Source organism: Microbispora sp. CA-102843, assembly GCF_050936215.1.
Taxonomy (GTDB): domain Bacteria; phylum Actinomycetota; class Actinomycetes; order Streptosporangiales; family Streptosporangiaceae; genus Microbispora.
In genome coordinates, this window is sequence record NZ_JBNJNF010000001.1 from 2,321,195 (window position 1) to 2,343,680 (window position 22,486).

The 22,486-nt window shown below is 71.0% G+C and carries 21 protein-coding genes; 10 read left to right on the forward strand and 11 right to left on the reverse strand.

What is annotated here, in order from left to right; genetic code table 11:
* Position 1: 1 nt before the first annotated feature.
* Complete coding sequence (locus ACQEVJ_RS10780) at positions 2-184, reverse strand: hypothetical protein (protein WP_433099722.1); 183 nt, start codon at positions 182-184, stop codon at positions 2-4.
* A gap of 173 nt (positions 185-357) precedes the next feature.
* Between ACQEVJ_RS10780 and ACQEVJ_RS10785 the strand changes: the two genes are divergently transcribed.
* From ACQEVJ_RS10785 to ACQEVJ_RS10800, 4 genes are all read left to right on the forward strand, one after another.
* Positions 358-924, forward strand: coding sequence for an HhH-GPD-type base excision DNA repair protein (locus ACQEVJ_RS10785; RefSeq protein WP_433099724.1), 567 nt, complete (start codon positions 358-360; stop codon positions 922-924).
* Positions 925-1,101: 177 nt separating this feature from the next.
* Positions 1,102-3,183, forward strand: coding sequence for a SpoIIE family protein phosphatase (locus ACQEVJ_RS10790; RefSeq protein ID WP_433099726.1), 2,082 nt, complete (start codon positions 1,102-1,104; stop codon positions 3,181-3,183).
* A gap of 218 nt (positions 3,184-3,401) precedes the next feature.
* Positions 3,402-5,081, forward strand: coding sequence for an RNA polymerase sigma factor (locus ACQEVJ_RS10795; protein WP_433099728.1), 1,680 nt, complete (start codon positions 3,402-3,404; stop codon positions 5,079-5,081).
* Between the two features lie 117 nt (positions 5,082-5,198).
* Positions 5,199-6,164, forward strand: a complete 966-nt coding sequence (locus tag ACQEVJ_RS10800) for a hypothetical protein (RefSeq protein WP_433099729.1) — start codon at positions 5,199-5,201, stop codon at positions 6,162-6,164.
* Between the two features lies 1 nt (position 6,165).
* On the opposite strand, the gene ACQEVJ_RS10805 is transcribed toward ACQEVJ_RS10800, so the two are convergent.
* Both ACQEVJ_RS10805 and aceE read right to left on the reverse strand, forming a co-directional pair.
* On the reverse strand, positions 6,166-6,915 hold the full coding sequence (locus ACQEVJ_RS10805; RefSeq protein ID WP_433099731.1) for a YaaA family protein: 750 nt from the start codon (positions 6,913-6,915) through the stop codon (positions 6,166-6,168).
* Between the two features lie 72 nt (positions 6,916-6,987).
* Positions 6,988-9,444 (reverse strand): pyruvate dehydrogenase (acetyl-transferring), homodimeric type, encoded by a 2,457-nt coding sequence (aceE, locus tag ACQEVJ_RS10810; protein ID WP_433099733.1) that lies wholly within the window; start codon positions 9,442-9,444, stop codon positions 6,988-6,990.
* Between the two features lie 64 nt (positions 9,445-9,508).
* On the opposite strand from aceE, the gene ACQEVJ_RS10815 reads away from it, so the two are divergent.
* Both ACQEVJ_RS10815 and ACQEVJ_RS10820 read left to right on the forward strand, forming a co-directional pair.
* Entirely contained in the window at positions 9,509-10,153 is a 645-nt protein-coding gene (locus tag ACQEVJ_RS10815) for a GntR family transcriptional regulator (RefSeq protein ID WP_433099735.1), read from the forward strand.
* Between the two features lie 42 nt (positions 10,154-10,195).
* A complete protein-coding gene (locus tag ACQEVJ_RS10820) occupies positions 10,196-10,927 on the forward strand; it encodes a GNAT family N-acetyltransferase (RefSeq protein WP_433099737.1) in 732 nt (243 codons plus the stop codon).
* Positions 10,928-11,074: 147 nt separating this feature from the next.
* Here ACQEVJ_RS10820 and ACQEVJ_RS10825 read toward each other — a convergent pair whose 3' ends face one another.
* Positions 11,075-11,305 carry a DUF7455 domain-containing protein gene (locus tag ACQEVJ_RS10825; RefSeq protein ID WP_079312375.1) on the reverse strand — a complete coding sequence of 77 codons (231 nt, stop codon included), beginning with the start codon at positions 11,303-11,305 and terminating at the stop codon, positions 11,075-11,077.
* A 247-nt stretch (positions 11,306-11,552) separates the two neighbouring features.
* On the opposite strand from ACQEVJ_RS10825, the gene ACQEVJ_RS10830 reads away from it, so the two are divergent.
* Both ACQEVJ_RS10830 and ACQEVJ_RS10835 read left to right on the forward strand, forming a co-directional pair.
* Positions 11,553-13,625 (forward strand): DNA gyrase/topoisomerase IV subunit B, encoded by a 2,073-nt coding sequence (locus ACQEVJ_RS10830; protein ID WP_433099739.1) that lies wholly within the window; start codon positions 11,553-11,555, stop codon positions 13,623-13,625.
* Positions 13,626-13,992: 367 nt separating this feature from the next.
* Positions 13,993-14,532 carry a GNAT family N-acetyltransferase gene (locus tag ACQEVJ_RS10835; protein WP_433099741.1) on the forward strand — a complete coding sequence of 180 codons (540 nt, stop codon included), beginning with the start codon at positions 13,993-13,995 and terminating at the stop codon, positions 14,530-14,532.
* Here ACQEVJ_RS10835 and ACQEVJ_RS10840 read toward each other — a convergent pair.
* From ACQEVJ_RS10840 to ACQEVJ_RS10850, 3 genes are all read right to left on the reverse strand, one after another.
* The gene (locus ACQEVJ_RS10840) at positions 14,504-14,827 is read right to left on the reverse strand and encodes a hypothetical protein (RefSeq protein WP_433099743.1); all 324 of its coding nucleotides are present in this window, start codon (positions 14,825-14,827) and stop codon (positions 14,504-14,506) included. The two genes, ACQEVJ_RS10835 and ACQEVJ_RS10840, sit on opposite strands and share 29 nt — an antisense overlap.
* 16 nt (positions 14,828-14,843) lie before the next feature.
* Positions 14,844-15,857 (reverse strand): SPFH domain-containing protein, encoded by a 1,014-nt coding sequence (locus ACQEVJ_RS10845; RefSeq protein ID WP_433099745.1) that lies wholly within the window; start codon positions 15,855-15,857, stop codon positions 14,844-14,846.
* Positions 15,858-16,033: 176 nt separating this feature from the next.
* Positions 16,034-16,534, reverse strand: coding sequence for a beta-class carbonic anhydrase (locus tag ACQEVJ_RS10850; RefSeq protein WP_433099747.1), 501 nt, complete (start codon positions 16,532-16,534; stop codon positions 16,034-16,036).
* 158 nt (positions 16,535-16,692) lie between these two features.
* Here ACQEVJ_RS10850 and ACQEVJ_RS10855 point away from each other — a divergent pair, with 158 nt between their 5' ends.
* The gene (locus tag ACQEVJ_RS10855; RefSeq protein WP_433099749.1) at positions 16,693-17,064 is read left to right on the forward strand and encodes a VOC family protein; all 372 of its coding nucleotides are present in this window, start codon (positions 16,693-16,695) and stop codon (positions 17,062-17,064) included.
* 4 nt (positions 17,065-17,068) lie between these two features.
* Here ACQEVJ_RS10855 and ACQEVJ_RS10860 read toward each other — a convergent pair whose 3' ends face one another.
* From ACQEVJ_RS10860 to ACQEVJ_RS10870, 3 genes are read right to left on the reverse strand one after another with little or no spacing between them, the layout of a single operon-like run.
* Positions 17,069-17,356 carry a hypothetical protein gene (locus tag ACQEVJ_RS10860; RefSeq protein WP_433099751.1) on the reverse strand — a complete coding sequence of 96 codons (288 nt, stop codon included), beginning with the start codon at positions 17,354-17,356 and terminating at the stop codon, positions 17,069-17,071.
* A gap of 2 nt (positions 17,357-17,358) precedes the next feature.
* On the reverse strand, positions 17,359-17,862 hold the full coding sequence (locus tag ACQEVJ_RS10865) for a hypothetical protein (protein WP_433099753.1): 504 nt from the start codon (positions 17,860-17,862) through the stop codon (positions 17,359-17,361).
* A 16-nt stretch (positions 17,863-17,878) separates the two neighbouring features.
* Positions 17,879-18,550 carry a DJ-1/PfpI family protein gene (locus ACQEVJ_RS10870; protein ID WP_433099755.1) on the reverse strand — a complete coding sequence of 224 codons (672 nt, stop codon included), beginning with the start codon at positions 18,548-18,550 and terminating at the stop codon, positions 17,879-17,881.
* A gap of 175 nt (positions 18,551-18,725) precedes the next feature.
* Here ACQEVJ_RS10870 and ACQEVJ_RS10875 point away from each other — a divergent pair, with 175 nt between their 5' ends.
* Positions 18,726-19,682 carry a GlxA family transcriptional regulator gene (locus tag ACQEVJ_RS10875; protein WP_433099757.1) on the forward strand — a complete coding sequence of 319 codons (957 nt, stop codon included), beginning with the start codon at positions 18,726-18,728 and terminating at the stop codon, positions 19,680-19,682.
* 91 nt (positions 19,683-19,773) lie between these two features.
* Here ACQEVJ_RS10875 and ACQEVJ_RS10880 read toward each other — a convergent pair whose 3' ends face one another.
* A complete protein-coding gene (locus ACQEVJ_RS10880) occupies positions 19,774-22,302 on the reverse strand; it encodes a DNA gyrase/topoisomerase IV subunit A (protein WP_433099759.1) in 2,529 nt (842 codons plus the stop codon).
* Positions 22,303-22,486: the final 184 nt, after the last annotated feature.

Genomic DNA, 22,486 nt, shown 5'->3' on the forward strand with positions numbered 1-22,486 from the left:
CTCACCTCCGGGAAGGCGGCGCCGAGTTGACCAGACCCAGGAGGCGTTCCCGGGCGACGCGCTCGACGATCTCCGGTGTGACGTCGAGCCCCAGATGCTCGCCGCAGGCCCAGGCGTCGGCGACGCAGCGGGCGACTGCGGGCAGGGGGACGGTCAGGAATTCCGCGGCCAGCCGGTCGGTCACGAGTTCCGCCGGTTCACGAAGACTCGGCTCCGGTGATGGGCCGCCACTGATTCGTGTTGCGAGTACGGGCATGGACTGCATTCCTCGCTGAATGGGGACCTGCCGCCCCTTATTTCACCTCTTTCCCCGGCGGTGTCAACCCTTGGCGGGCCGTCGCGTGGGAAGCTGAGCCCATGCGCATCCGGCTCGCCCAGGATCCCGAGGCCGACGAGCTGCTCGGCCGCAGCCCCCTCGCACTGCTCATCGGCATGCTGCTCGACCAACAGGTCCCGCTCGAGCGGGCCTTCGCGGGGCCCCGCGCGATCGCCGACCGGCTCGGCCGAGACCTGGACGCCCGTGAGATCGCCTCCTATGATCCTGAGCAGTTCGCGGTCCTGCTCGCGGCGACGCCCGCCGTCCACCGCTATCCGAAGGCGATGGCGGCCCGCGTCCAGGCGCTCGCGACCTATCTCGTCGAGCACTACGATGGCGCGGCCGAGAAGGTGTGGGAGGATGTCCGCGACGGCGCCGGGCTGCTGCGCCGACTGCTGGCTCTCCCCGGATTCGGCCGGCAGAAGGCCCAGATCTTCCTGGCCCTGCTGGGCAAACAGTGCGGTGTGCGCCCGGACGGCTGGCGTGAGGCGGCCGGGCCGTACGGCGAGGAGGGGGTGCACCGGTCGGTGGCCGACGTCGTGGACGCCGCGAGCCTGCAACTGGTCCGCGTGACCAAGCAGGAAGCGAAGCGGGCGGCCAAGAAGTAGGCCGGATCTTCCTGCGCGAGACGCCGGTCTTTTGACAGGATGCGTTGACCGCATGGCGGGCGGGGCTTCCGTCCGCGCATGTCGATCGCCCATGATGTAGGGCAGATCTGCGCTACCAATCACAGTTATGGAGATGTGCCTCGTGGGAGACGCTGGCACGCGACGGAGGTGCCGACCATGAGCGCCGAAACCTCCGTGCCCCGGCCCCGGGAGCCCGGTTTGGACATATCAGACTCCGACCTCTTCAGAGGCTTGATGTCGGAGGTGCCGTTCGCCTTCGCGTTTTTCGGCCCGGACGGGCGTTTCGTCCGAGTCAACTCTACCTTTACCGAGCTGACCGGCCATCCTGTCGAGTTGCATCTTGACCGCCAACCGGCCGAGCTGCTGCCGGCCGACCTGAGCACCCTGATCGAGGCGGCGCTGCGCCGGATCGCCGACGAGGCGCTGCCGGTCACCGACCAGCGGATCAGGACCCGTGCCGAGAACGGCGACACCCGCCACTGGACGGTGTCGTTCTTCCCGATGCACGGCGACGACGGAGTCGTCGGGACCGCGCTCTTCGGGGTCGACGTGACCGAGCGGCAGCTGAACGAGGAGGTGCTCGAGCGCAGCGAGGAACGCTACCGCTCGCTGGTGGAGTCGCAGCAGCAGCTCGTGTGGATCACCTCGCCCAGCGGCGCGGTGGCCGAGGACGCGCCCCAGTGGCGGGCCATCACCGGCCAGGGCCTGGAGGAGTACCTCGCGCACGGCTGGCTGGACGCGGTGCACCCCGACGACCGTCCCGGCACCGAGGAGGCGTGGCGCGAGGCGCTGCGCGGCCGGACGATGTTCGAGTGGAGCTATCGGGTGCGCACCCGGGCCAGCGGCTACCGGCACTTCGAGGTCCGGGCCGTGCCGATCATCAGGCATGGCCGCGTGGTGGAGTGGGTCGGGGCGAACACCGACGTCACGCCGCAGCGTGAGGCCGAGGAGATGCGCGGCCGCCTCACCGACCAGCTCGGCGCCGCCGCGCTGCGCACCGCCCGTCTCCAGGGCGCGACCGCCCAGCTCGCCGAGGCGCTCACCGTCGAGCAGGTGGTGCAGGTCATCATCGACGTCGGCCGTACGGCCCTCGCCGCCGACCACTCGTCCGTCGCCCTGCTCGACCCGGACCGGGCCAGGCTGAAGGTGATCAACAGCGGCGGCACCCCGGACGCCCCGGGCGAGGAGATCGACCTCTCGCACCCCAACGTGATGACGATGGCGGTCAACAGCCGCCGCCCGGTCTTCGCCGAGTCGCCCGACAGCCTGCGCGCCCAGCTCGTGGACGCCGGCGCCGACGAGCCGCAGATCTCCGGCTTCATCACGCAGACGGACGAGCGGGCCTGGGTGGGCCTGCCGCTGCTGGCGGCCGGGCGGGCGCTCGGTGCGCTGCGGTTCTCGTTCACGCGGACTCAGAAGATCTCGCAGGAGGACGGCGTCTTCCTGGAGGCCCTCGCCGGACAGTGCGCCCTCGCGGTCGAGCGGGCAACGCTGTTCGAGCGCGAGCACAAGACGGCCGAGACGCTGCAGCGCAGCCTGCTGCCCGACCGCCTGCCGGTGGTGCGGGGCCTGATGCTGGCCCACCGCTTCCGCTCCGGCTCACGCCACGTGCAGGTGGGCGGCGACTGGTACGACGCGTTCGTCCTGCAGGACGGCCGGGTGGCGGCCGTGGTGGGCGACGTCATGGGCAAGGGCGTCAAGGCCGCCGCCGGCATGGGCCGCATCCGCAACGCCATGCGGGCGCTCGCGCTGACCAACCCGCCCCCGGCCGCGGTGCTGACGGGGCTCGACCGCGTCTTCGAGGCGACCGAGGAGGAGGAGCAGGTCACCACCCTCGCGTACATGGTCGTCGAGCCCGGGACCGGGGAGGGCACGCTGGCCCTGGCCGGTCACCCGCCGCCGCTGCTGGTCTCGCCGCAGGGCGTCGGGCTGCTGCACGAGACCGAGCCGGGCACTCCGCTCGGCTGGGCCACGAGCCGCAAGCAGTTCCGGTTCTGCGTGCCGCCGGGTCACACCGCCGTCCTGTACTCGGATGGTCTGGTGGAGAACCGCAAGCGCGGGCTGGACGCCGGACTCAGGGAGCTTTCGTCCGTCGTGGCCGAGGCGCCCCCGGAGGTCCTGAACAGCCCGAATATGCTGCTCGATTTCCTGGTGGACCACATGCTGTCCGGGTATGAACAGGACGATGACGTAACGGTACTCGCGGTCCACGTTCCACCGGCCACGAAGAGTGACTGAATGAAACAGTCATAACGGTTGCTTTCGGGTATCAGTGACCTCCTTCCGTACGCACTAGTGTCTCGGTCGGCCTAGGGTGGAGGAGCAACCGGCGGGACGCGGCCGTATCACGTGCCGTGGCGTGCCACAATGGCATGTCGCGGTCCGCGCGACCTCACCACCGGAAAAGAAGAAGAACCTGGGTCCATTCTCGCCATGCGTTCGTTCGAGAGGTGTTCGTGTCGCCTGCAAGTTCGACTCGCTCGAAGCCGTCGGAGCTGAACGAGCCAGTGATTCAGCAGCTCCTCGAGCGTGGGCGCTCGCAGGGTTTCCTCGAGTCCGAGGATGTCCGCAAGGCCTTCGAGGAAGCGGACATCCCGATGTCGCAAGCCGCTGGATTCCTGCGCAGCCTCAGCAAGGAGGGTGTGACCGTCGTGGTGACGGCCGCCGACTCCGCGGCTCCCAAGCGTTCTCGAGGTCAAGCCAAGCGCCGCACCACCGCGCCCGTCAAGAAGACCACCAAATCCGCCGCGGCCAAGGAGTCGCAGCCGGAGACCGTGACCGCCGTGGTGACCGACTCCGCGCCTGCCGCCAAGCCGGCGCCGAAGAAGCCCGCTCCGGCCAAGCCCGCGCCGCCCGCCGCCGCCAAGGCTCCGGCGAAGCCCGCTCCGCCGAAGAAGGCCGCACCCGCCAAGCCGGAGGCCCCCACCACGGGTCCCGAGGCCAAGGCGCCCAAGGCCGACTCCAAGCCGAAGTCCGCCGACGCCGCCGAGGACGACGAGGACATCGACCTCGAAGGTGACGTCGACATCGAGGACTTCGACATCGAGGTCGAGGACGTCGAGATCGACGCCGAAGTGGAGACCGAGGAGGCCGACACCGACGCCGAAGGGGAGGCCGACGGCGAAGAGCCCAAGGCCGAGGCGCTCGTCCAGTCCGAGGACGAGGTGCTGATCCTCACCGACGACGATGACGACGCGCCCGTCGCCCAGGTCGCGGCGGCCGGCGCCACCGCCGACCCGGTGAAGGACTACCTCAAGCAGATCGGCAAGGTGCCGCTCCTCAACGCCGAGCAGGAGGTCGAGCTCGCCAAGCGGATCGAGGCCGGCCTGTTCGCCGAGGAGCAGCTCGGCCAGGAGGCCGACGGCCTGCCCGTCGACGTCCGCGCCGAGCTGGAGTGGATCGCCGAGGACGGCCACCGCGCCAAGAACCACCTGCTGGAGGCCAACCTCCGCCTCGTGGTCTCGCTGGCCAAGCGGTACACCGGCCGCGGGATGCTGTTCCTGGACCTGATCCAGGAGGGCAACCTGGGCCTGATCCGCGCGGTCGAGAAGTTCGACTACACCAAGGGCTACAAGTTCTCCACGTACGCCACCTGGTGGATCCGGCAGGCGATCACCCGGGCCATGGCCGACCAGGCGCGGACCATCCGCATCCCGGTCCACATGGTCGAGGTGATCAACAAGCTGGCCCGCGTCCAGCGGCAGATGCTGCAGGACCTCGGCCGCGAGCCCACGCCGGAGGAGCTGGCCCGCGAGCTCGACATGACCCCCGAGAAGGTCATCGAGGTGCAGAAGTACGGCCGTGAGCCGATCTCCCTGCACACCCCGCTGGGCGAGGAGGGCGACAGCGAGTTCGGCGACCTCATCGAGGACTCCGAGGCCATCGTCCCGGCCGACGCCGTCAGCTTCACGCTGCTGCAGGAGCAGCTGCACTCCGTTCTCGACACGCTGTCGGAGCGGGAGGCGGGCGTGGTGTCGATGCGGTTCGGTCTCACCGACGGGCAGCCGAAGACCCTCGACGAGATCGGGAAGGTCTACGGCGTGACCCGCGAGCGGATCCGCCAGATCGAGTCCAAGACCATGTCGAAGCTGCGCCACCCCTCGCGTTCCCAGGTGCTGCGCGACTACCTGGACTGACGTACGAGTCGATCGTCCCCTCGGCCATGCACCACGGCCGAGGGGACGACGACGTTTACACATCGGTAACCTCGTGGTAGCGCCACGGGCACGTCGACGCTCCTAGGCTCGCGCCTCATGGGAGTGATCGAAGTGGATCGGGCGCGTGCTCGGGGGCCACGAGTGATCCCGGACCGCCCGTGGGCGGACACCATGCTCGACGAGGCGGTCGAGGCCGCATCCCGGGGCGACCTGAGACCGGCGGCGGCCGTCCTCGCGGGCAGCAGAGGCGACCCGGAGACGCGGTCGCTGCGGGTGGAGGCGCTGTCGCGGGCCGTCATCGGGGCGAGCCGGTCGATAGAGGCGCTGATCGCCTACGACCAGGGCAATCCCGACCTCTGGCTGTGGCTCGGCCGGGCCCGCCTGGAGGAGGCCTGGAAGCTGCGGCCCGACGTACGGGCCAGGGCGGTGCAGGCGGACCGGCTGCACGCCTACCGGTCGGCGATGGAACAGGCCAGGCAGCCGCTGCTGACGGCGGCGGGGCTCGCGCCGGGCGACCCGGTGCCGTGGGAGTGCCTGATGTGGCTGGCCATCGGTCTGGACCGGCCGCGCATCGACAAGGACGCGGTCTGGTACGAATGCTCCCGCCGGTGGCCGACGCTGTATTCGGGGGCGCTGGCCCGCCTGATCACCCTGTCGCCCGGCTGGGGCGGCACCGTCCAGGAGATGCTCGGCTTCGCCCGCTCGGCCGCGGCGCACGCCCCGGAGGGCAGCCCGCTCCCGGCGCTCGTGCCGCTGGCCCACTTCGAGATCGTCGCCGCCGGGCGCACCCCCATGTCACGGGGCGGTTGGTTCTCCTTCGAGGCGCAGCGCGAGATCGTCTCGGCCGCCGGCCACTGGGCGGAGCGGCGCCTCGGCGGGGCGCACCCGCGGTCGATTGAGGCGCACAACGTCTTCGGCGCCGCCTTCTACCTGTCCGACCTTCGGCGTCCGGCGCGCGGGCACCTCGCCAGGACGGACGGCCGCTTCAGCCGGCTGCCCTGGTCGCACCTCGGCGATCCGGCGCAGCAGTACCGCCGGGCCTGCGCCCGGCTCAATCTCTGACTCACTCGTCCACGATCACGTCGAGGGTCCGCGGCCTTCCCCGCCCGGTGGGCGCCGCCAGTTCCACCCGGTGCCCCAGGCCGGTCAGCAGGTCGGCCAGATCCCCGGCCGTGCGGGGCCGGTCGGGGATCTCGACGAGCGAGCGGGCCACCACGCCCCGGGTGGCCTTCGCCATGTGGCTGACGACGGTCCGCTTCCCGGCCGCCTCCCTCAGCACCCGTACGGCCACTCCGCGTTCGCCGGGCTGCCAGGCGGCGGCGTACGTCGCGGACCGCATGTCCACCACGAGCCCCTTCGTCGCGTCGAGCACCGCGCTGATCGACGGCCGCCAGAACGCGGCCAGGCCGCCCATCGGCGGTAGCCGTACGCCCATGGACAGCCGGTAGGGCGGCACGCGGTCGGACGGACGCAGCAGGCCCCACAGCGCCGAGAACACGAGGATCCTCCGGTCGGCCCGCCGCCGGGCCTCGGGGGAGAGGGTGGCCAGGCCCAGGTTGTCGTACAGCACCCCCGTGTAGAGGGCGGCGACGGGCAGCGTGCGCGCCGTGGGGAGGGCCAGGTTGCGCTCGATCTCGACGGCCTGTCCCTCCGACAGGCCGAGCACGTCGCGCGCCTCGGGCGTGTGGCAGAGCGAGACGAGGGCGTCGAGGACCTTCTCACGCGGGGAGGCGAGTTCGGGGAAGCTGAGCCGGCGGACGGCGGAGGTCCCCCGCTCGGCCTTCCCCTCCGACGGCGGAAGCAGGATGAGCACGGTTCCGCAGCCTACTGCGCCCCGACCGGGGAGTTTCCCCGATCGGGGCGCTACCCCGAAGCGACGCGTCGCTCACTCCCGGCCGGTCTCCACCGCCTTGAGCACGGCCTCCGCGATCGAGCGCGGATCCACGCCGAAGTGCCGGCGGACCGCCTCGCGGGTGCCCGACAGCCCGAACCCGTCGGTGCCGAGCGAGGTCCACGGCCGGTCGATCCACCGGCTGATCTGGTCCGGCACCGCACGCATCCAGTCGCTGACCGCGATCACCGGCCCCGCGGTCCCGGCCAGGGCCTGCCGGATGTACGGCACGCCCGTCGTGGTCATGGCGTCGCGGCGCAGCTCGCTCCAGGAGGTGACCGACCACACGTCCACGCCCAGGCCGTACTCCTCCCGGAGCAGCCGCTGCGCGTCCAGCGCCCAGTGGATCGCGGTGCCGCTGGCCAGCAGGTGAGCCTCACCGCCACCGGCGGCGTACCGGTAGATCCCCCGGAGGATGCCCTCCTCGGCTCCCTCGGGCATCGGCGGCTGGGGCAGCGGCTCGTTGTAGAGGGTCAGGTAGTAGAAGACGTCCTCGCCGCCGGGGCCGTACATGCGCCGGAGCCCCTCACGCACGATCGTCCCCACCTCGTAGGCGAAGGCGGGATCGTAGGCCAGGCACGCGGGGTTGGCGGAGGCGAGGAGCTGGGAGTGACCGTCGGCGTGCTGCAGACCCTCCCCGGTCATCGTGGTCCGGCCGGCGGTGGCGCCGATGAGGAACCCGCGGCCGAGCTGGTCGGCCAGCGCCCACATCTGGTCGCCGGTGCGCTGCCAGCCGAACATCGAGTAGAAGATGTAGAAGGGGATCATGACTTCGCCATGGGTGGCGTAGCTGGAGGCCGCGGCCGTGAACGACGCCATCGACCCGGCCTCGGTGATGCCTTCCAGCAGGATCTGCCCGTCGGCCGCCTCCTTGTACGACAACAGCAGGTCCCGGTCGACGGACTCGTAGCGCTGGCCCAGCGGGGAGTAGATCTTGGCGGTGGGGAACAGCGACTCCATGCCGAACGTCCTGGCCTCGTCGGGCACGATCGGCACCCAGCGGCGTCCCGTCTCCGGCTCCTTCATCAGGTCCTTGACCAGGCGGACGAAGGCCATCGTCGTGGCCACCGGCTGCTTCGAGCCCTTCTCCAGGGCACGGAACGGCACTTCGCCCGGGGCCGGCAGCGGGCGGTGGGAGACCGTGCGGCGGGGGACGGGCCCGCCCAGGTCGCGGCGCCGCTCGGCGGCGTACCGCGCCTCCGGCGAGTCCGGCCCGGGATGCAGGTAGGGGGGCGCGTCGCCGTCGAGGGCCTCGTCCGGCACCGGCAGGCCGAGCCGGTCGCGCAGCGCGCGGAACTCGTCCTGGGTGAGCTTCTTCATCTGGTGGTTGGCGTTGCGCGCCTCGATTCCCGCACCGAGGGTCCAGCCCTTCACGGTCTGCACGAGGATCACCGTGGGCGCGCCCCGGTTGTCCAGGGCCCTGCGGTAGGCCGCGTACACCTTCCGCGGCTCGTGGCCCGCCCGGGAGCCGCCGACGACGCGCCGGAGGTCCTCGTCCGAGTACGGCACGTCCAGCCCCTGGAACAGCCGCTCCCTGATATAGGCGCCCGTCGAGGCGGCGAACGTCTGGAACTGCCCGTCCGGCACCTCGCCCAGCCGGGCCACCAGCTCGTCCGAGCTGAGCAGCCCGTCCCACTCCCGGCCCCACAGCGCCTTGACGACGTGCCAGCCCGCGCCCCTGAAGACGCTCTCGAGCTCCTGCACGATGCGGGTGTTGCCCCGCACCGGCCCGTCGAGCCGCTGCAGGTTGCAGTTGATCACGAACGTGAGGTTGTCGAGCCCTTCGCGGGCGGCCAGGGTGAGGGCGGCCGTGGACTCCGGCTCGTCCATCTCGCCGTCGCCGAGGAAGGCCCACACGTGGCTGCGCGAGGTGTCCTTGATGCCGCGATTGTGCAGATAGCGGTTGAACCTGGCCTGGTAGATCGCGTTGAGCGGGCCGAGGCCCATGGAGACGGTGGGGAACTGCCAGAAGTCCGGCATGGACCGCGGATGCGGGTACGACGACAGCCCGCCCTCGGGTTCGCGCCTGAACAGGTCGAGCTGGGCTTCGCTCAGCCTGCCCTCCAGGAAGGCTCGGGCGTAGATGCCCGGGGAGGCGTGGCCCTGGAAGTAGACCTGGTCGCGGCCGGAGTGGAAGAAGTGGTTGAAGCCCACCTCGTACAGCCAGGCGGCCGAGGCGTAGGTCGCCAGGTGGCCGCCGAGCCCCAGCCGGCTCCCCCTGGTGATCATCGCTGCGGCGTTCCACCGGTCATACGCGGCGATGCGTTCCTCCAGCTCCACGTCACCCGGATAGCCGGGCTCCTCGGAGGTCGCCACGGTGTTGACATAGCGGGTGCTCGTGGCAAGCCGCTTCAGCAGGTAGTCGGCCCGTTCGGGGCCGGCTGCACGGCGGACCGCCTCGAGGGATTCGAGCCATTCGGCGGTCTCCTGCGGATCCAGGTCTTCGTCCATAGGTTCATTAAACACCCTATGATCGATCATCGGATGTATGCCTCGCGGCCCTATCATCGGTCTCGTGGAACCCGTCCTGCGGTCGCCGCTTCGCGACCAGATCCGGCAAGCCGTGCTCGACGGCCTGATCAACGGCCGATGGAAGCCCGGCGACCGCCTCGTCGAGCGGCGCATGGCGGCCGAGCTGAGCGTCAGCCAGGCCCCGGTGCGTGAGGCGCTGCGCGAGCTGGAGGCGCTCAGGCTCATCGAGTCCGCGCCCAACAAGGGCGCGCGGGTCCGCAGGCTCACCCGGAGCGATCTCCGCGAGGTGTACCAGGTGCGGGCGGGCCTGGAGGAGACGGCCGTCCGGCTGGGCAGGCCCAGCGTGGAGGCGCTGCGCACGCACCTCGGCCGCCTGCACGAGGCGGCGGCCGCCGGGTCCCTGCACGATCAGGTGCGGCAGGGCGTCGCCTTTCACCGGGAGATCGTGAAGGCCTCGGGCAACGACGTACTGCTGTCGGTGTGGGAGTCGCTCGGCATCGAGGTGTGGACCCACCTGTCGATCCGCCTGTTCCGGATGCGCCCGCACGAGAACGCCGCCGACCACGAACCTCTCGTGGAGGCGTTCGAGCGGAACGACCCCGGGGTGGGCGCCCTGCTCCGCGAGCACGTGCTCGGCTACGCCCCGGCCGAGCCCGGGGACACTCTCTGGATCGCCTCGAAGACGTAGCGGAGCGGCACCCTCGCTGTGGCGGTCGCTAGGCTGCGGCGGGTGGATCGGGAAATTTCACAGTTCGACCTGCTGGTCGATGCGGCGTGGCCGGCACCGGGACGGGTCGAGGCGGCGGGCTGGGTCTACCGGCACGCGGGCGGCGTGACGAAGCGGGCCAACTCGGTGCTGCCGCTGGGAGAGCGCGCGGACCTGCCGGAGGCCGTCGACCGGGCCGAGCGGTTCTACGCGGGCATCGGGCAGCCCTGTGTGTTCTCGGTCGGCATGGGCGCGTCGCCCGGGCTCGACGAGGAACTCGGCCGCCGGGGCTACCGGTTCGTGGACCCCACCCTGGTGATGACCAGGCCGCTCACCGGCGATGAGCCTGCCGCAGGGGCGGTGGTGGAGGACGCGCCGTCCGGACGGTGGCTGCGCACCTGGTGGAGCGTCGACGGCGGGCGGCACCCCGGCACCGGGGAGGTTCCGGCGCGGACGTGGGGCGAGCGGATCCTCGGCGGGGTGCCCGCCGGGTACGTCCTCCTCGACGAGGGCGCGGTGGGAAGGGGCGTACCGCAGGGGCGCTGGCTAGGGGTCTACTGCATGGCGGTCGAGCCGCACGCCAGGCGGCGCGGGCTGGGCGCGGCCGTGCTGCGCACCCTGCTCGCCTGGGGGCGGCGGCGTGGCGCCGACGGCGCGTACCTGGTGGTGACGGAGGCGAACGCCGGCGCCCGCGCGCTCTACGAGCGCGAGGGCTTCACCGTCGCTGGCCGCTATCACTACCGGGTGCGGCCTTGACTCACCGGCGCCATCCGCCGTGGGCCCCGGGGGAAGCGGGGAACGGGGGTCGCGCCGGGCGGGTGGGTCGCCCGGGTTGATGGCTTATATGGCGACGGCGCGCGGAGCCGACATCATCGTCCAACGCTCCGGCGCGCCGTCTATAGGTCAGCGCTCGCCATCAGGGGCGGTCGCGGGGGATTCACTGAGTCGGGCCGACTCGTCCTGGATCTCAGCACCTTTGTCGCGCAGCACAGCCACGTGCTGACGCCCGTGGTGGGCGCAGAACAGCAACTCCCCACCCACGGGCAGGGTCGCGCGGATGTAGGCCTGAGCACCGCACCGGTCGCACCGGTCCAGGGCCGTCAGCGGCTTGATGGGGGCGAGAGCTCCAGTCACGTATCGCCTTTCGGGTCGCCCCACGATCGTGGGGACGTTGGCGTCAGTCACTTGGGACAACATCTAACCGGATGCGGGCCTTCCCAATCATCCTCCGACTACGCCCAGAGCAGAATGATCCGGAAAGTGACCGGGATCACAGCGAAAGTGCCGGTCATTGTGCTGCGCCTGGCAAGCTTGTGCGCGTACAAACATTGAGTGGCGTTAAGCTGCGTACGCGTGTTCGATTGATAAGTAGGAGTTGGGTGTGACTGCGGTTCGCGCGGAGACGGGGTACACCGCCCGTCATCTCTCTGTGCTGGAAGGCCTGGAGGCCGTCCGCAAGCGCCCGGGCATGTACATCGGCTCCACGGACACGCGCGGCCTCATGCACTGCCTGTGGGAGATCGTGGACAACGCGGTCGACGAGGCGCTCGCGGGCTTCTGCACGCGGATCGAGGTCGAGCTGCACGAGGACGGCTCGATCGAGGTGCGCGACAACGGGCGCGGCATCCCCGTCGACATCGAGCCCAAGAGCGGCCTGGCCGGCGTCGAGCTCGTCTACACGAAGCTCCACGCGGGCGGCAAGTTCGGCGGCGGCTCCTACGGCGCCTCCGGCGGCCTGCACGGTGTCGGCGCCTCGGTGGTCAACGCGCTGTCCTCCCGCGTCGACGTGGAGGTCGACCGCGACGGCAAGGTCCACCAGATCAGCTTCCGCCGGGGCGTGCCCGGCGTGTTCGACGGCGACGGCCCGACCGCCAAGTTCCGCAAGAAGTCCGGCCTGCGCGACGGCGGCCCCGCCCCGCGCGCGACCGACGGCACCCGCGTGCGCTTCTGGGCCGACCGGCAGATCTTCCTGCCCGAGGCGGAGGTCTCGCTCGACGAGATCCACGTGCGGCTGCGCCAGACGGCCTTCCTGGTGCCGGGGCTCACGCTCGTGGTGCGCGACGTCCGAGGCGAGGAGCCGGTCGAGGAGACGTTCCGCTTCGACGGCGGCATCAGCGAGTTCACCGAGTTCCTGTCCCGCGACGAGGCCGTGTGCGACGTGCTGCGGCTGCAGGGCGAGGGTCACTTCCACGAGACGGTCCCCGTGCTCGACGAGCAGGGCCACATGACGCCGACGGAGATCGAGCGGGAGCTCACCGTCGACGTCGCCATCCGCTGGGGGAAGGGCTACGAGACGACCGTACGCTCGTTCGTGAACGTGATCGCCACGCCGAAGGGCGGCACCCACGTCGCGGGGTTCGAGCGGGCGCTGGTCCGCACGGTCAACGAGCAGCTCAGGGAGACCCGGCTGCTGAAGAACGGCGACGAGCCGGTGACCAAGGAGGACATCCTCGAAGGGCTGACCGCGGTGGTCACCGTGCGGGTTCCCGAGCCGCAGTTCGAGGGCCAGACCAAGGAGGTGCTCGGCACCTCCGCGGCCAGCCGCATCGTCGCCCACGTGGTCGCCCGTGAGCTCAAGGCGCTGTTCGCCAACCCCAAGCGGGGGCAGAAGCAGCAGCTGCGCGCGGTGCTCGAGAAGATCGCCGCCGCGGCCAAGGCCCGCATCGCCGCCCGCGAGCACCGCGACAACCAGCGGCGCAAGTCCGCCCTGGAGAACTCGGCGCTGCCCGCCAAGCTGGTCGACTGCCGCAGCGACGACATCGACCGCAGCGAGCTGTTCATCGTCGAGGGCGACTCTGCGCTCGGCACGGCCAAGCTCGCCCGCGACTCGGAGTTCCAGGCGCTGCTGCCGATCCGGGGCAAGATCCTGAACGTGCAGAAGGCGTCGGTCGCCGACATGCTCAAGAACGCCGAGTGCGCCGCGATCATCCAGGTGGTCGGCGCCGGGTCCGGCCGCTCGTTCGACATCGAGTCGGCCCGCTACGGCAAGATCATCTTAATGGCCGACGCGGACGTGGACGGCGCGCACATCCGCTGCCTGCTGCTCACGCTCTTCCACCGCTACATGAAGCCGATGGTCGAGGCCGGACGGGTGTTCGCCGCGGTGCCGCCGCTGCACCGCATCGAGGTCACCAACCCCGGGCGTGGCCAGGACAAGTACATCTACACCTACAGCGACGCCGAGCTGCACAAGGTCCTGCGCGACCTGGAGCGGCGCGGCAAGCGCTGGAAGGACCCCGTGCAGCGTTACAAGGGCCTCGGCGAGATGGACGCCGACCAGCTCGCCGAGACGACCATGGACCCCCGTCACCGCGTCCTGCGTCGCGTGCGGATCCAGGACGTGGAGGAGGCCGAGCACATCTTCAGCCTCCTCATGGGCAGCGACGTCGGCCCGCGCCGCGAGTTCATCATCGGCAGCGCGGCCGAGGTGGACCGCGACCACATCGACGCCTGACCGGTGCCCGCCGGGCGCCGGCTCACCGTCGCCGGCTCAGCATCGCTGGCCGTTGGCGTAGTCGATCTGCGGGGAGTACGTCACGCTCTGGCAGAAGTAGCTCCCGGACGGGAGGGTGATCGTTCCCCAGGTGCCGGTGCCCGACCCTGTGCAGCCGCTGGCCGTGATGATGTAGCCCAGCAGGTCGGACAGGAGAAACCGGGTGCCGCTCGTGCAGGTGTAGTTGACGTCCAGCGCCGCGGCCGGCGCGGCGGTGACGGCGCTCGCCAGTACGGCGGCTGTGCAGGGTCACGGCCGCCGTCTCCCGCGCTGAGCGTGACCGCCTGTGAGCTGAAGGTGTCCGGCGGTCATCTGTGATCATTGGTCCATGACACCTCTTGATCACGACCGGGAGAGCCACACGACCGTGCGGCCGCTCACCGCCGAGGACGTCACCTGGGTGCGGGAGTTGTTCACCGAGCGCTGGGGAGGAGTCGTATCGGTCAGCCGAGGCGTCGCCCACGACACGACGGCGCTTCCCGGATTCGTCGCGCTGCTCGACGGGGAACGCGCGGGCGTCGCCACCTACAGAATCGCCGGCCGGGAGTGCGAGCTCGTCACACTCGACTCCGTACGCGAAGGCGTCGGCGTGGGCGGCGCCCTGGTCGACGCCGTGGCCGGCGCGGCCCACGCCGCAGGTGCCGTTCGACTGTGGCTGGTCACGACGAACGACAACCTGCGGGCGCTGCGCTTCTACCAGCGGTACGGCTTCGACCTCGTCGCCGTGCACCGGGACGCCGTCGCTCGGTCCCGTGAGCTCAAGCCGTCGATTCCCGAGATCGGCCTCCACGGCATCCCGCTCCGCCACGAACTCGAACTCGAACTGTCCTCGGAGGCTTTCAGCCGGACTCGATCTCCAGGGTGCTGACCCGGTTGCGGGCCTCCAGCATGCCCTCCCGGTAGCGCTCGTCCCAGTCCGGGTCGTCGTCGCGGATGGCCTTGACCGTCTGCCTGGTCAGCTCCACCGGCCCGTTGGGGCCGGGAGCGACCTTGCGCACGACGATCAGGGTCCATCCGTTCTCCATGACCGTGTCGGTCTCCCAGCGCGGTGCACCGGCCCCCTCCCGCCGGGGCGTCGGCTTCCCGCCGCGTGCGAGCGTCACGAGCAGATACACGAGCACGGCGATGACGATGAGCGTCACCGGAAGGGCGAGCAGGCGCATCGGGGTTCCCGGCTCCCTACTTGGTGGGCAGAGCGACGCCTCCAGTATTGCCCGGCGCGTACACCGTGATGCCCTGGGGCAGGGCCTTCAGCTTCTCGATCTCCGCGCACGTGGGGCACCTGTTGTAGCCGTCCTGCCGGGCCTTGTTGGCCTCCGCCTCGGCGCGCGCCTGGGCGACCTTGGCCTGTGCCTCGGTGACCTTGGCGAACGCGGCCTGCGCCTGGTTGACCGCCTCCTGGACCTCTGTGGGCAGGGTCACCCGCGAGAGGTTGAAGTGGATGCTGGTGATGTAGTCGGCGCCGAGGGTCGACTTGAGGTCCTCGGCCAGGCTCGTGTTGACCGCGTCCTGGATCTTGGCGATGTTCGCGTTGTTGCCCTGCTGCGGCGTGCCCGAGCTCTGCTGTCCGGCGCTGTTGTTCTGCACGAGCGCGCAGGAGGAGACCAGTTCCGCGCAGCGGAAGTTGTTGATCTGGGTGCGCAGGTCGTTGTCGATCACCGGCCGGATGATCTGGTCGAGGAAGGCGGACCAGCCGTCGTCGCCCTCCCAGGGGTAGTAGGTCCCGCCGTTGGTGCTGCGGAACTTGCGCGTGCCGAACTTGTCGTCGAACGACTTCAGCGTCTGGTGGTCGAGGTTGAGGCCGAAGTAGAGCGTGCCCTCGATGCCCATGTTGACGCCGTCGCCGCTCGGCACGTTGACCACGTCGACACCGGACCGCTCGCCGTGTCCGGCGTTCGAGGTGATCGTGTAGAACCGCTGCTGCGCGGGGTAGCGGTGGATCTGGGACCACCAGCCGATCCAGGTGACCCCGGAGCCCGGGTCGATGACCTGGCGGACCTTGTTGTCGTCGAGCGGGCCGCCGTCGCGGACGACCGCCACCTCGCCGCCGCTGGTGCGCTCGAACCCGCTGAACGCGCCGATCAGGGTCGGCGCCCCGACGACGATGAGCGCGAGGATCACCAGGATGGCGATGCCACGGTAGGACCGCCGCGACGTGCCGCCGGAGGAGGCGGAGGAAGTTCGGCTGGGCATACAGGGCTCCTTGGGGGGTGCCTCGGGACCGGTTGCGGTACCGGGGAAAAGCTCACGTGTCGTCGGCAGGACAACGTAGCAGCCCGGTGCCCCGGTTCCGGGACGGCCCGCATCCCGGAAGGCGCCCCGCCCGGCCCCGTACGGCAGACCGGGCGGCCTGCCGTACGGGGATGGGGTCAGAGCTCGACGGGCTGGAGCCGTCCCGTGTGCACGTCGTACAGCGCGCCGCCCACGACGAGGTCGTCGGGCAGGTAGGGGCTGGACGTGATGCGGGTGATGTCGTGCCGCAGCGCGGCCCGCTGGTCGGGGACGGTCTGGAACTCCAGACTGCGGGTGTCGACGCCGTACTCGCCGGCGATGAGGTTGTGCACGTCCTCGTCGGTCGACTTGGACATCCGGCAGTCGGTGTGCGGCATCACCAGCACACGGTCGACGCCGAGCAGGTAGACGGCGAGGACCAGGGTCCGCAGGACGTCGTCGGTCACCCGCGCGCCCGCGTTGCGCAGGATCTTCGCGTCGCCCGCGGTCAGGCCGAGCAGCCCGAGCGGGTCGATGCGGGAGTCCATGCACGTCACCACCGCGAGCCCACGCGCCGCCCGGCCACTGAGGCCGGAGTGCGTGAACGTGCTCGCGTACTTCTCGTTGGCGTCCAGCAGATCGTCGAAAGCACCGGTCATGTCACAGATGTTGCCCGATGCCCTCGAACCGGTCACCGCGGGGGGCGGGCTTTTCCGCATACCTCGGGGGTGGCCCTCCGTGGCGACACCTGTATAAGGTCTTCACTGGTGTTGCCAATTGGGCTGATGTCGGTCAGCCGAGGGAGAGAGAGATCACCATGAGCGGTGTCGCGCGCATGCACTCGGTCGTGCTCGACTGTCCGGAGCCGAAGGCCCTGGCGGACTTCTACGCCGGGCTGCTCGGCTGGAAGGTCGCCTACGAGGAGGAGGACTGGGTCACGCTCGCGGGCGACGACCGGACCCGCCTCGCGTTCCAGCGGGTCCCCGAGTACGTGCCCCCGGTCTGGCCGTCCGCCGAGCACCCGCAGCAGTTCCACCTCGACGTGACCGTGGACGACATGGCCGAGGCGGAGAAGCAGGTGCTCGCCCTGGGGGCCGTCAGGCACGAGCACCAGCCCGGCGAGGGACACAGCTGGGCGGTCTTCCTCGACCCGGCCGGGCATCCGTTCTGCCTGGTCACCGCGGACTGACGGCTCAGCGCAGGGAGTCGGACGCGGCGTTGTCCCGCGGCGTACGCGTAAGGCGCCGCAGGACGAGAAGGCCGCCGATCGCCGGCAGCCAGGCCAGCGCCTTGCCGATCGGGTCGCACCCGGGGTCGCGGGCGGCGGCCACGACGACGATCAGATAAGCGCAGCCGTGCAGGGGGCCGACGAGCGAGGAGACGGGCGGCAGGTGCACGGTGGCCAGATTGGCCAGGAGCACGGCCAGGGACCCCAGCTCGACGGCGGCGGCGACGCGCAGGGCGGCATGAGGGCGCGACATGGTCAGACTCCCGTCGTCGAGCCGGGGCGGACGATCATCAGCACCGTGACGGCCGCCCACAGCAGGTTGAAGACGCCGGTCAGCATGGCCAGCCGCGCCACCCCGCCGCCGGCGTCGGCGGGTGCGGGATCCGCGGCGGTGAGCCGGGCCAGGACGGCGTCCTGACGCGGCAGGACCGCCAGGGCCAGGACCGCGGCCGCCGCGGCGGTGAGCAGGATGGACGCGATCACCCACGCGTCCCGCAGCACGCCGAGGCTGCTCGCCGTGGCGAACCCGAAAACCGGTACGGCGAGGCCCGCGACGGCGTAGACACGGCAGACGCGGTGCAGGACGCGGAGCGCGGCCACACCGTCGGTCTGCGTGCCCTGATTCGATCTGCCCCGATCCGATGTGCTCCGATCCGTTGAGCGACGTGCGGCGGCGGGGAACATGCTCGCCGCCACGGCGACCGGGCCGACCGCGAGGATCGCGGCGAGGACGTGAACGGCCAGGAAGAACGCGGTCATCGTGCACAGCCCCCGATCAGCGGGCGGCGGGCGCGGACGGACGGCGCTCACGCCAGACGACGCCGCGCCGCTCATGGGCGAACAGCCGTTCCACGTCGTGTGCGACGTGTGGCCCGAACTCGCGTTCCACCAGGTAGAGGCCGAGGTCGAGGCCCGAGGTGACCCCGGCGCCGCTCACCAGGTCGCCGTCGTCGACGACCCGCGCGTCCACCGCGACCGCCCCGAAGGCGCTCAGCGCGTCCAGCCCCATGTGGTGACCGGTCACGTGGCGACCGGGGATCAGCCCCGCCATCGCGAGGATCAGCGAACCTCCGCAGACGGTGGCGACGGTGACGCCCTCCCGGCCGAGCGCCTCGCCCATGAGCCGGGGCAGGCCGGTCGCGAGAGCGCGGCCGAGCCGCGCGGTGACCGTCCCCTGACGCTCCTCCTCGGTGAGGCCCTCCTCCTCGCGCACGTCCCCCGCCGCTCCGGGTAGGACGACCAGATCCGCGCGGGCGGGGTCCAGTCGGGCCGTGGCCCGCAGCGACACACCCGGGACGCCGCCGGCCACCTCCCTGGGCCCCTCCGCCGTCACGAGCGTCGCGGTCAGCGGGGTCCGCGTGAACGTCGCGGCCGCCGTCAGGACCTCGTACGGCGCGAGAACGTCCAGGGGATCGAACCCGTCGAACAGCACGAACTGGGCCAGCATCGGCATCTCTCCTTGTCGTCGGCAGTGCGGTCACCAACCGTAGGAGTGCGGCCCGGCCCGTCACAGCGGCGAGAATGACAAAGACCAACGGATTCTCGCCAACCGTTATCACCTGAGGATTCACGGATCGGCGCCCGGATTCACCGATGGCGGGATTCCGTCTATCGTGGCGATCGTGCACACCGTGGCGATCCTGGCGCTGGACCATGTCGTGCCGTTCGACCTGGCGACCCCCATCGAGGTGTTCGGGCGCACCCGCCTGCCGGACGGCCGGCGGCCCTACCGGGTGCGGGTGTGCGCGCCCGCCTCCGAAGTGCGGACGGAGGCGTTCGCCCTGCGCGTGCCGTACGGCGTGGACACGCTGACCGAGGCCGACACGGTCATCGTCCCCGGCTGCTCGGAGCGGGCGGGGCCGCCCCCGCCCGAGGCGCTGGAGGCGCTGCGCGACGCGGCCGCGCGGGGCACCCGCCTCGCCTCGATCTGCGTGGGCGCGTTCACGCTCGCGGCGGCCGGACTGCTGGACGGCCTGCGGGCGACCACCCACTGGGCGGCGGCGCCCGAGCTGGCCCGGCGGTTCCCGCAGGTGGACGTGCGGCCGGACGTGCTCTACGTCGACAACGGGCAGGTGCTGACCTCCGCGGGCGCGGCCGCCGGGCTCGACCTGTGCCTGCACATGATCCGGCGCGACCACGGCTCGGCCGTCGCGGCCGACGCCGCCCGGCTGTCGGTGATGCCGCTGGAGCGGGAGGGCGGCCAGGCCCAGTTCATCGTCCACGAGCACCCGCCGGTGCCCAGCGGTTCGCTGCTGGAGCCGGTGCTCGCCTGGATCGAGGACAACCTCGGCCGCGACCTCACCCTGCGGGAGATGGCGGCCCGCGGCGGGATGAGCGAGCGGACGTTCAGCAGGCGCTTCCGCCGGCAGACCGGCACCACTCCGCTGCAGTGGCTGCTGCGCGCCCGGGTCCGGCGGGCGCAGTATCTGCTGGAGAACACCGACCACGGCATCGAGCGCATCGCCGCACAGGCCGGTTTCGGGTCGCCGACCGCGTTCAGGGAGCGGTTCAAGCGGGTCGTGGGGACCACGCCGCAGGCGTACCGCTCCTCGTTCCACGGCGGCCCCACAGCGACCTGAACGCCACAGGCAGGCGCCGGGGCGGCGGCGCGGAGCTACGAGACCGGCTCCGCGCCGCCAGTGTCACAACGGCGGCTCTCCGCCACCTGTGTCACATGGGCGGCTCTTCGCCGCCTGTGTCACCCGTGGTGGCCATGCCGCCCTCGGTCGCGGCGGCCTCCTCGTCGCCGTCCGCGCCGAGCGCGCCGCCGATCGCGGCGATGGCGTGCACGAGGCGAACGCCCGAGCCGTCGCGGCGGCCGAGCTCCTCGGGCAGCGTCACCGGCTTGCCGGTCGAGGAGATCGCCTTGACCGGCGCCGGGCCGGCGTAGGCGAGCAGCAGGACGTCCTCGCCCTTCAGGAAGCGCTGGGCGCGCACGCCGCCGGTCGCCCGCCCCTTCGGCGGGAAGTCGGCGTAGTCGGAGACCTTGCCCGCGCCCATCTGTGTGCCCGGCAGGGCGGTGGAGGAGCCGGCGATCGTCACCACGCGTGCCTCCCGCGTGGGATCGACCACGCCGAAGAAGACCACCTTCGCGTCGCCCTCGAGGCGCACGCCGGCCATGCCGCCCGCCGGGCGTCCCTGGGGCCGTACGACGGAGGCGGGGAAGCGCAGGAGCTGCGCGTCGCTGGTGATGAAGACCAGGTCGTGGTCGGCGGAGGTCAGTTCCACGGCGCCGACCACCACGTCGCCGTCCCGCAGTCCGATCACCTCGAACTCGTCGCGGTTGACGGGATATTCGGGCACGACCCGCTTGACCACGCCCTGGCTGGTGCCGATCGCGAGCCCCGGCCCGTCCGGGTCGAGCGAGCCCAGCCCGGCGACCTTCTCGTCAGGTTCGAGGGCGACGTACTCCGACACCGGATGGCCACCGGCGAGCGAGGGCGGGTTGGCCGAGGGCGGCAGCGCGGGCAGGTCGAGCACCGAGACCCGGATCATCCGGCCCTTGGAGGTCACCACGCCCACCTCGCCGCGTACGGTGCAGCGGACCACCGAGACCAGCACGTCGTGCGCCGTGCGGTCGCCCTCGCCGGAGACCGGCGTGGCGTCGGTCGTACGGGCGAGCAGGCCGGTGGACGACAGCAGCACCAGGCAGGGATCGTCGGCCACCTCCAGCGGCACGACGGCGGCCCTGGCGGCATCCGACGACTCAAGCAGGACCGTGCGGCGCGGCGTGCCGTACGTCTTGGCCACCTCGGCCAGCTCGGACGACACGACCTTGCGCAGCCGGTCCTCCGAGCCGAGGATCTCGTTCAGCTCGGCGATGTCGGCCTGGAGCTGCTCCTTCTCCCGGTCGAGCTCCAGCTTGTCGTAGCGGGTGAGGCGGCGCAGCGGGGTGTCGAGGATGTAGTTCGCCTGGATCTCGCTCAGCTCGAAGGTCTCCATGAGCCGCGCGCGGGCCTGCGCCGAGTCGTCGGAGCCGCGGATCACCTGGATGACCTGGTCGATGTTGAGCAGCGCGATGATGAGGCCGTCGACCAGGTGGAGCCGTTCCTCGCGCTTGCGCAGCCGGAAGCGCGAGCGCCTGCGCACGACGTCGAGCCGGTGGTCCACGTAGACCGACAGCAGCTCGCGCAGGCCGAGCGTGCGCGGCTGCCCGTCCACGAGGGCGACGTTGTTGATGCCGAAGGTCTCCTCCATCGGCGTCAGCCGATAGAGCTCCTCCAGCACGGCCTCCGGGTTGAAGCCGTTCTTGACCTCGATGACCAGGCGCAGGCCCTTGTGCCGGTCGGTCAGGTCCTTGAGGTCGGAGATGCCGGTGAGCTTCTTCGCGTTCACCAGCTCTTTGATCTTGGTGATCACTCGCTCGGGGCCCACGTTGAACGGCAGCTCGGTGACGACGATGCCCTTGCGGCGCGGCGTGACCTGCTCGATCGTCGCCTTGGCCCGCATCTTGAAGGTGCCGCGGCCGGTCTCGTACGCGTCCCTGACGCCGTTCAGGCCGATGATCATGCCGCCGGTCGGCAGGTCGGGGCCGGGGACGAAGCGCATGAGCTCGTCGAGCGTCGCGTTCGGCTTCCTGATCAGGTAGCGGGCCGCCGCGATGACCTCGCCGAGGTTGTGCGGGGCCATGTTGGTGGCCATGCCGACCGCGATACCGGAGGCACCGTTGACCAGCAGGTTGGGGAACGCCGACGGCACGACCGACGGCTCGGTCTCCTGGCCGTCGTAGTTGGGCTTGAAGTCGACGGTGTCCTCGTCGATCGACTGCACCATGAGCATGGCGGCCGAGGCGAGGCGGGCCTCGGTGTACCGCATCGCGGCGGGCAGGTCGTCGGGAGAGCCGAAGTTGCCGTGCCCGTCCACCAGCGGCAGGCGCATCGAGAACGGCTGCGCGAGCCGTACGAGCGCGTCGTAGATGGCCGAGTCGCCGTGCGGGTGGAGCTTGCCCATCACCTCGCCGACTACGCGGGAGGACTTGACATGCCCGCGGTCCGGCCGCAGGCCCATCTCGCTCATGGAGTAGAGGATGCGGCGCTGGACGGGCTTGAGTCCGTCGCGCGCGTCGGGCAGCGCGCGCTGGTAGATCACCGAGTAGGCGTACTCAAGGAAGCTCGTCCGCATCTCCGCGGAGACGTCGATGTCGACGATCCGCTCCTCGAAGTCCTCGTCCGGCGGGGGTGTCGTCGTGCGTCGGGCCATGTCGTGGTTTCCTGCGTGTCGAGGAGCCGGACCCCGGCCGTCGGGACCGGGGAGGGCGAACATTGGTGGTGGACATCAGTGGTGGACATCGAACATTCTGCCGAGAGTTCACCCTGTTCGCGACTCACCACCATACTGCCGGGCTCGCGCCCGCCGTTCCGGCTTGCTCGATGGGACAGCGCTT

Excerpts from the sequence above, each read along its gene's own strand:
- ACQEVJ_RS10850 (WP_433099747.1), bottom strand. The coding sequence starts at position 16,534 with ATGACCGGTGCTTTCGACGATCTGCTGGACGCCAACGAGAAGTACGCG.
- ACQEVJ_RS10790 (WP_433099726.1), top strand. The coding sequence starts at position 1,102 with ATGAGCGCCGAAACCTCCGTGCCCCGGCCCCGGGAGCCCGGTTTGGAC.
- ACQEVJ_RS10785 (WP_433099724.1), top strand. The coding sequence starts at position 358 with ATGCGCATCCGGCTCGCCCAGGATCCCGAGGCCGACGAGCTGCTCGGC.
- ACQEVJ_RS10880 (WP_433099759.1), bottom strand. The coding sequence starts at position 22,302 with ATGGCCCGACGCACGACGACACCCCCGCCGGACGAGGACTTCGAGGAG.
- ACQEVJ_RS10840 (WP_433099743.1), bottom strand. The coding sequence starts at position 14,827 with ATGCGCCTGCTCGCCCTTCCGGTGACGCTCATCGTCATCGCCGTGCTC.
- ACQEVJ_RS10860 (WP_433099751.1), bottom strand. The coding sequence starts at position 17,356 with ATGTCGCGCCCTCATGCCGCCCTGCGCGTCGCCGCCGCCGTCGAGCTG.
- aceE (WP_433099733.1), bottom strand. The coding sequence starts at position 9,444 with ATGGACGAAGACCTGGATCCGCAGGAGACCGCCGAATGGCTCGAATCC.
- ACQEVJ_RS10845 (WP_433099745.1), bottom strand. The coding sequence starts at position 15,857 with ATGCCCAGCCGAACTTCCTCCGCCTCCTCCGGCGGCACGTCGCGGCGG.
- ACQEVJ_RS10800 (WP_433099729.1), top strand. The coding sequence starts at position 5,199 with ATGGGAGTGATCGAAGTGGATCGGGCGCGTGCTCGGGGGCCACGAGTG.
- ACQEVJ_RS10855 (WP_433099749.1), top strand. The coding sequence starts at position 16,693 with ATGAGCGGTGTCGCGCGCATGCACTCGGTCGTGCTCGACTGTCCGGAG.
- ACQEVJ_RS10865 (WP_433099753.1), bottom strand. The coding sequence starts at position 17,862 with ATGACCGCGTTCTTCCTGGCCGTTCACGTCCTCGCCGCGATCCTCGCG.
- ACQEVJ_RS10835 (WP_433099741.1), top strand. The coding sequence starts at position 13,993 with ATGACACCTCTTGATCACGACCGGGAGAGCCACACGACCGTGCGGCCG.
- ACQEVJ_RS10870 (WP_433099755.1), bottom strand. The coding sequence starts at position 18,550 with ATGCTGGCCCAGTTCGTGCTGTTCGACGGGTTCGATCCCCTGGACGTT.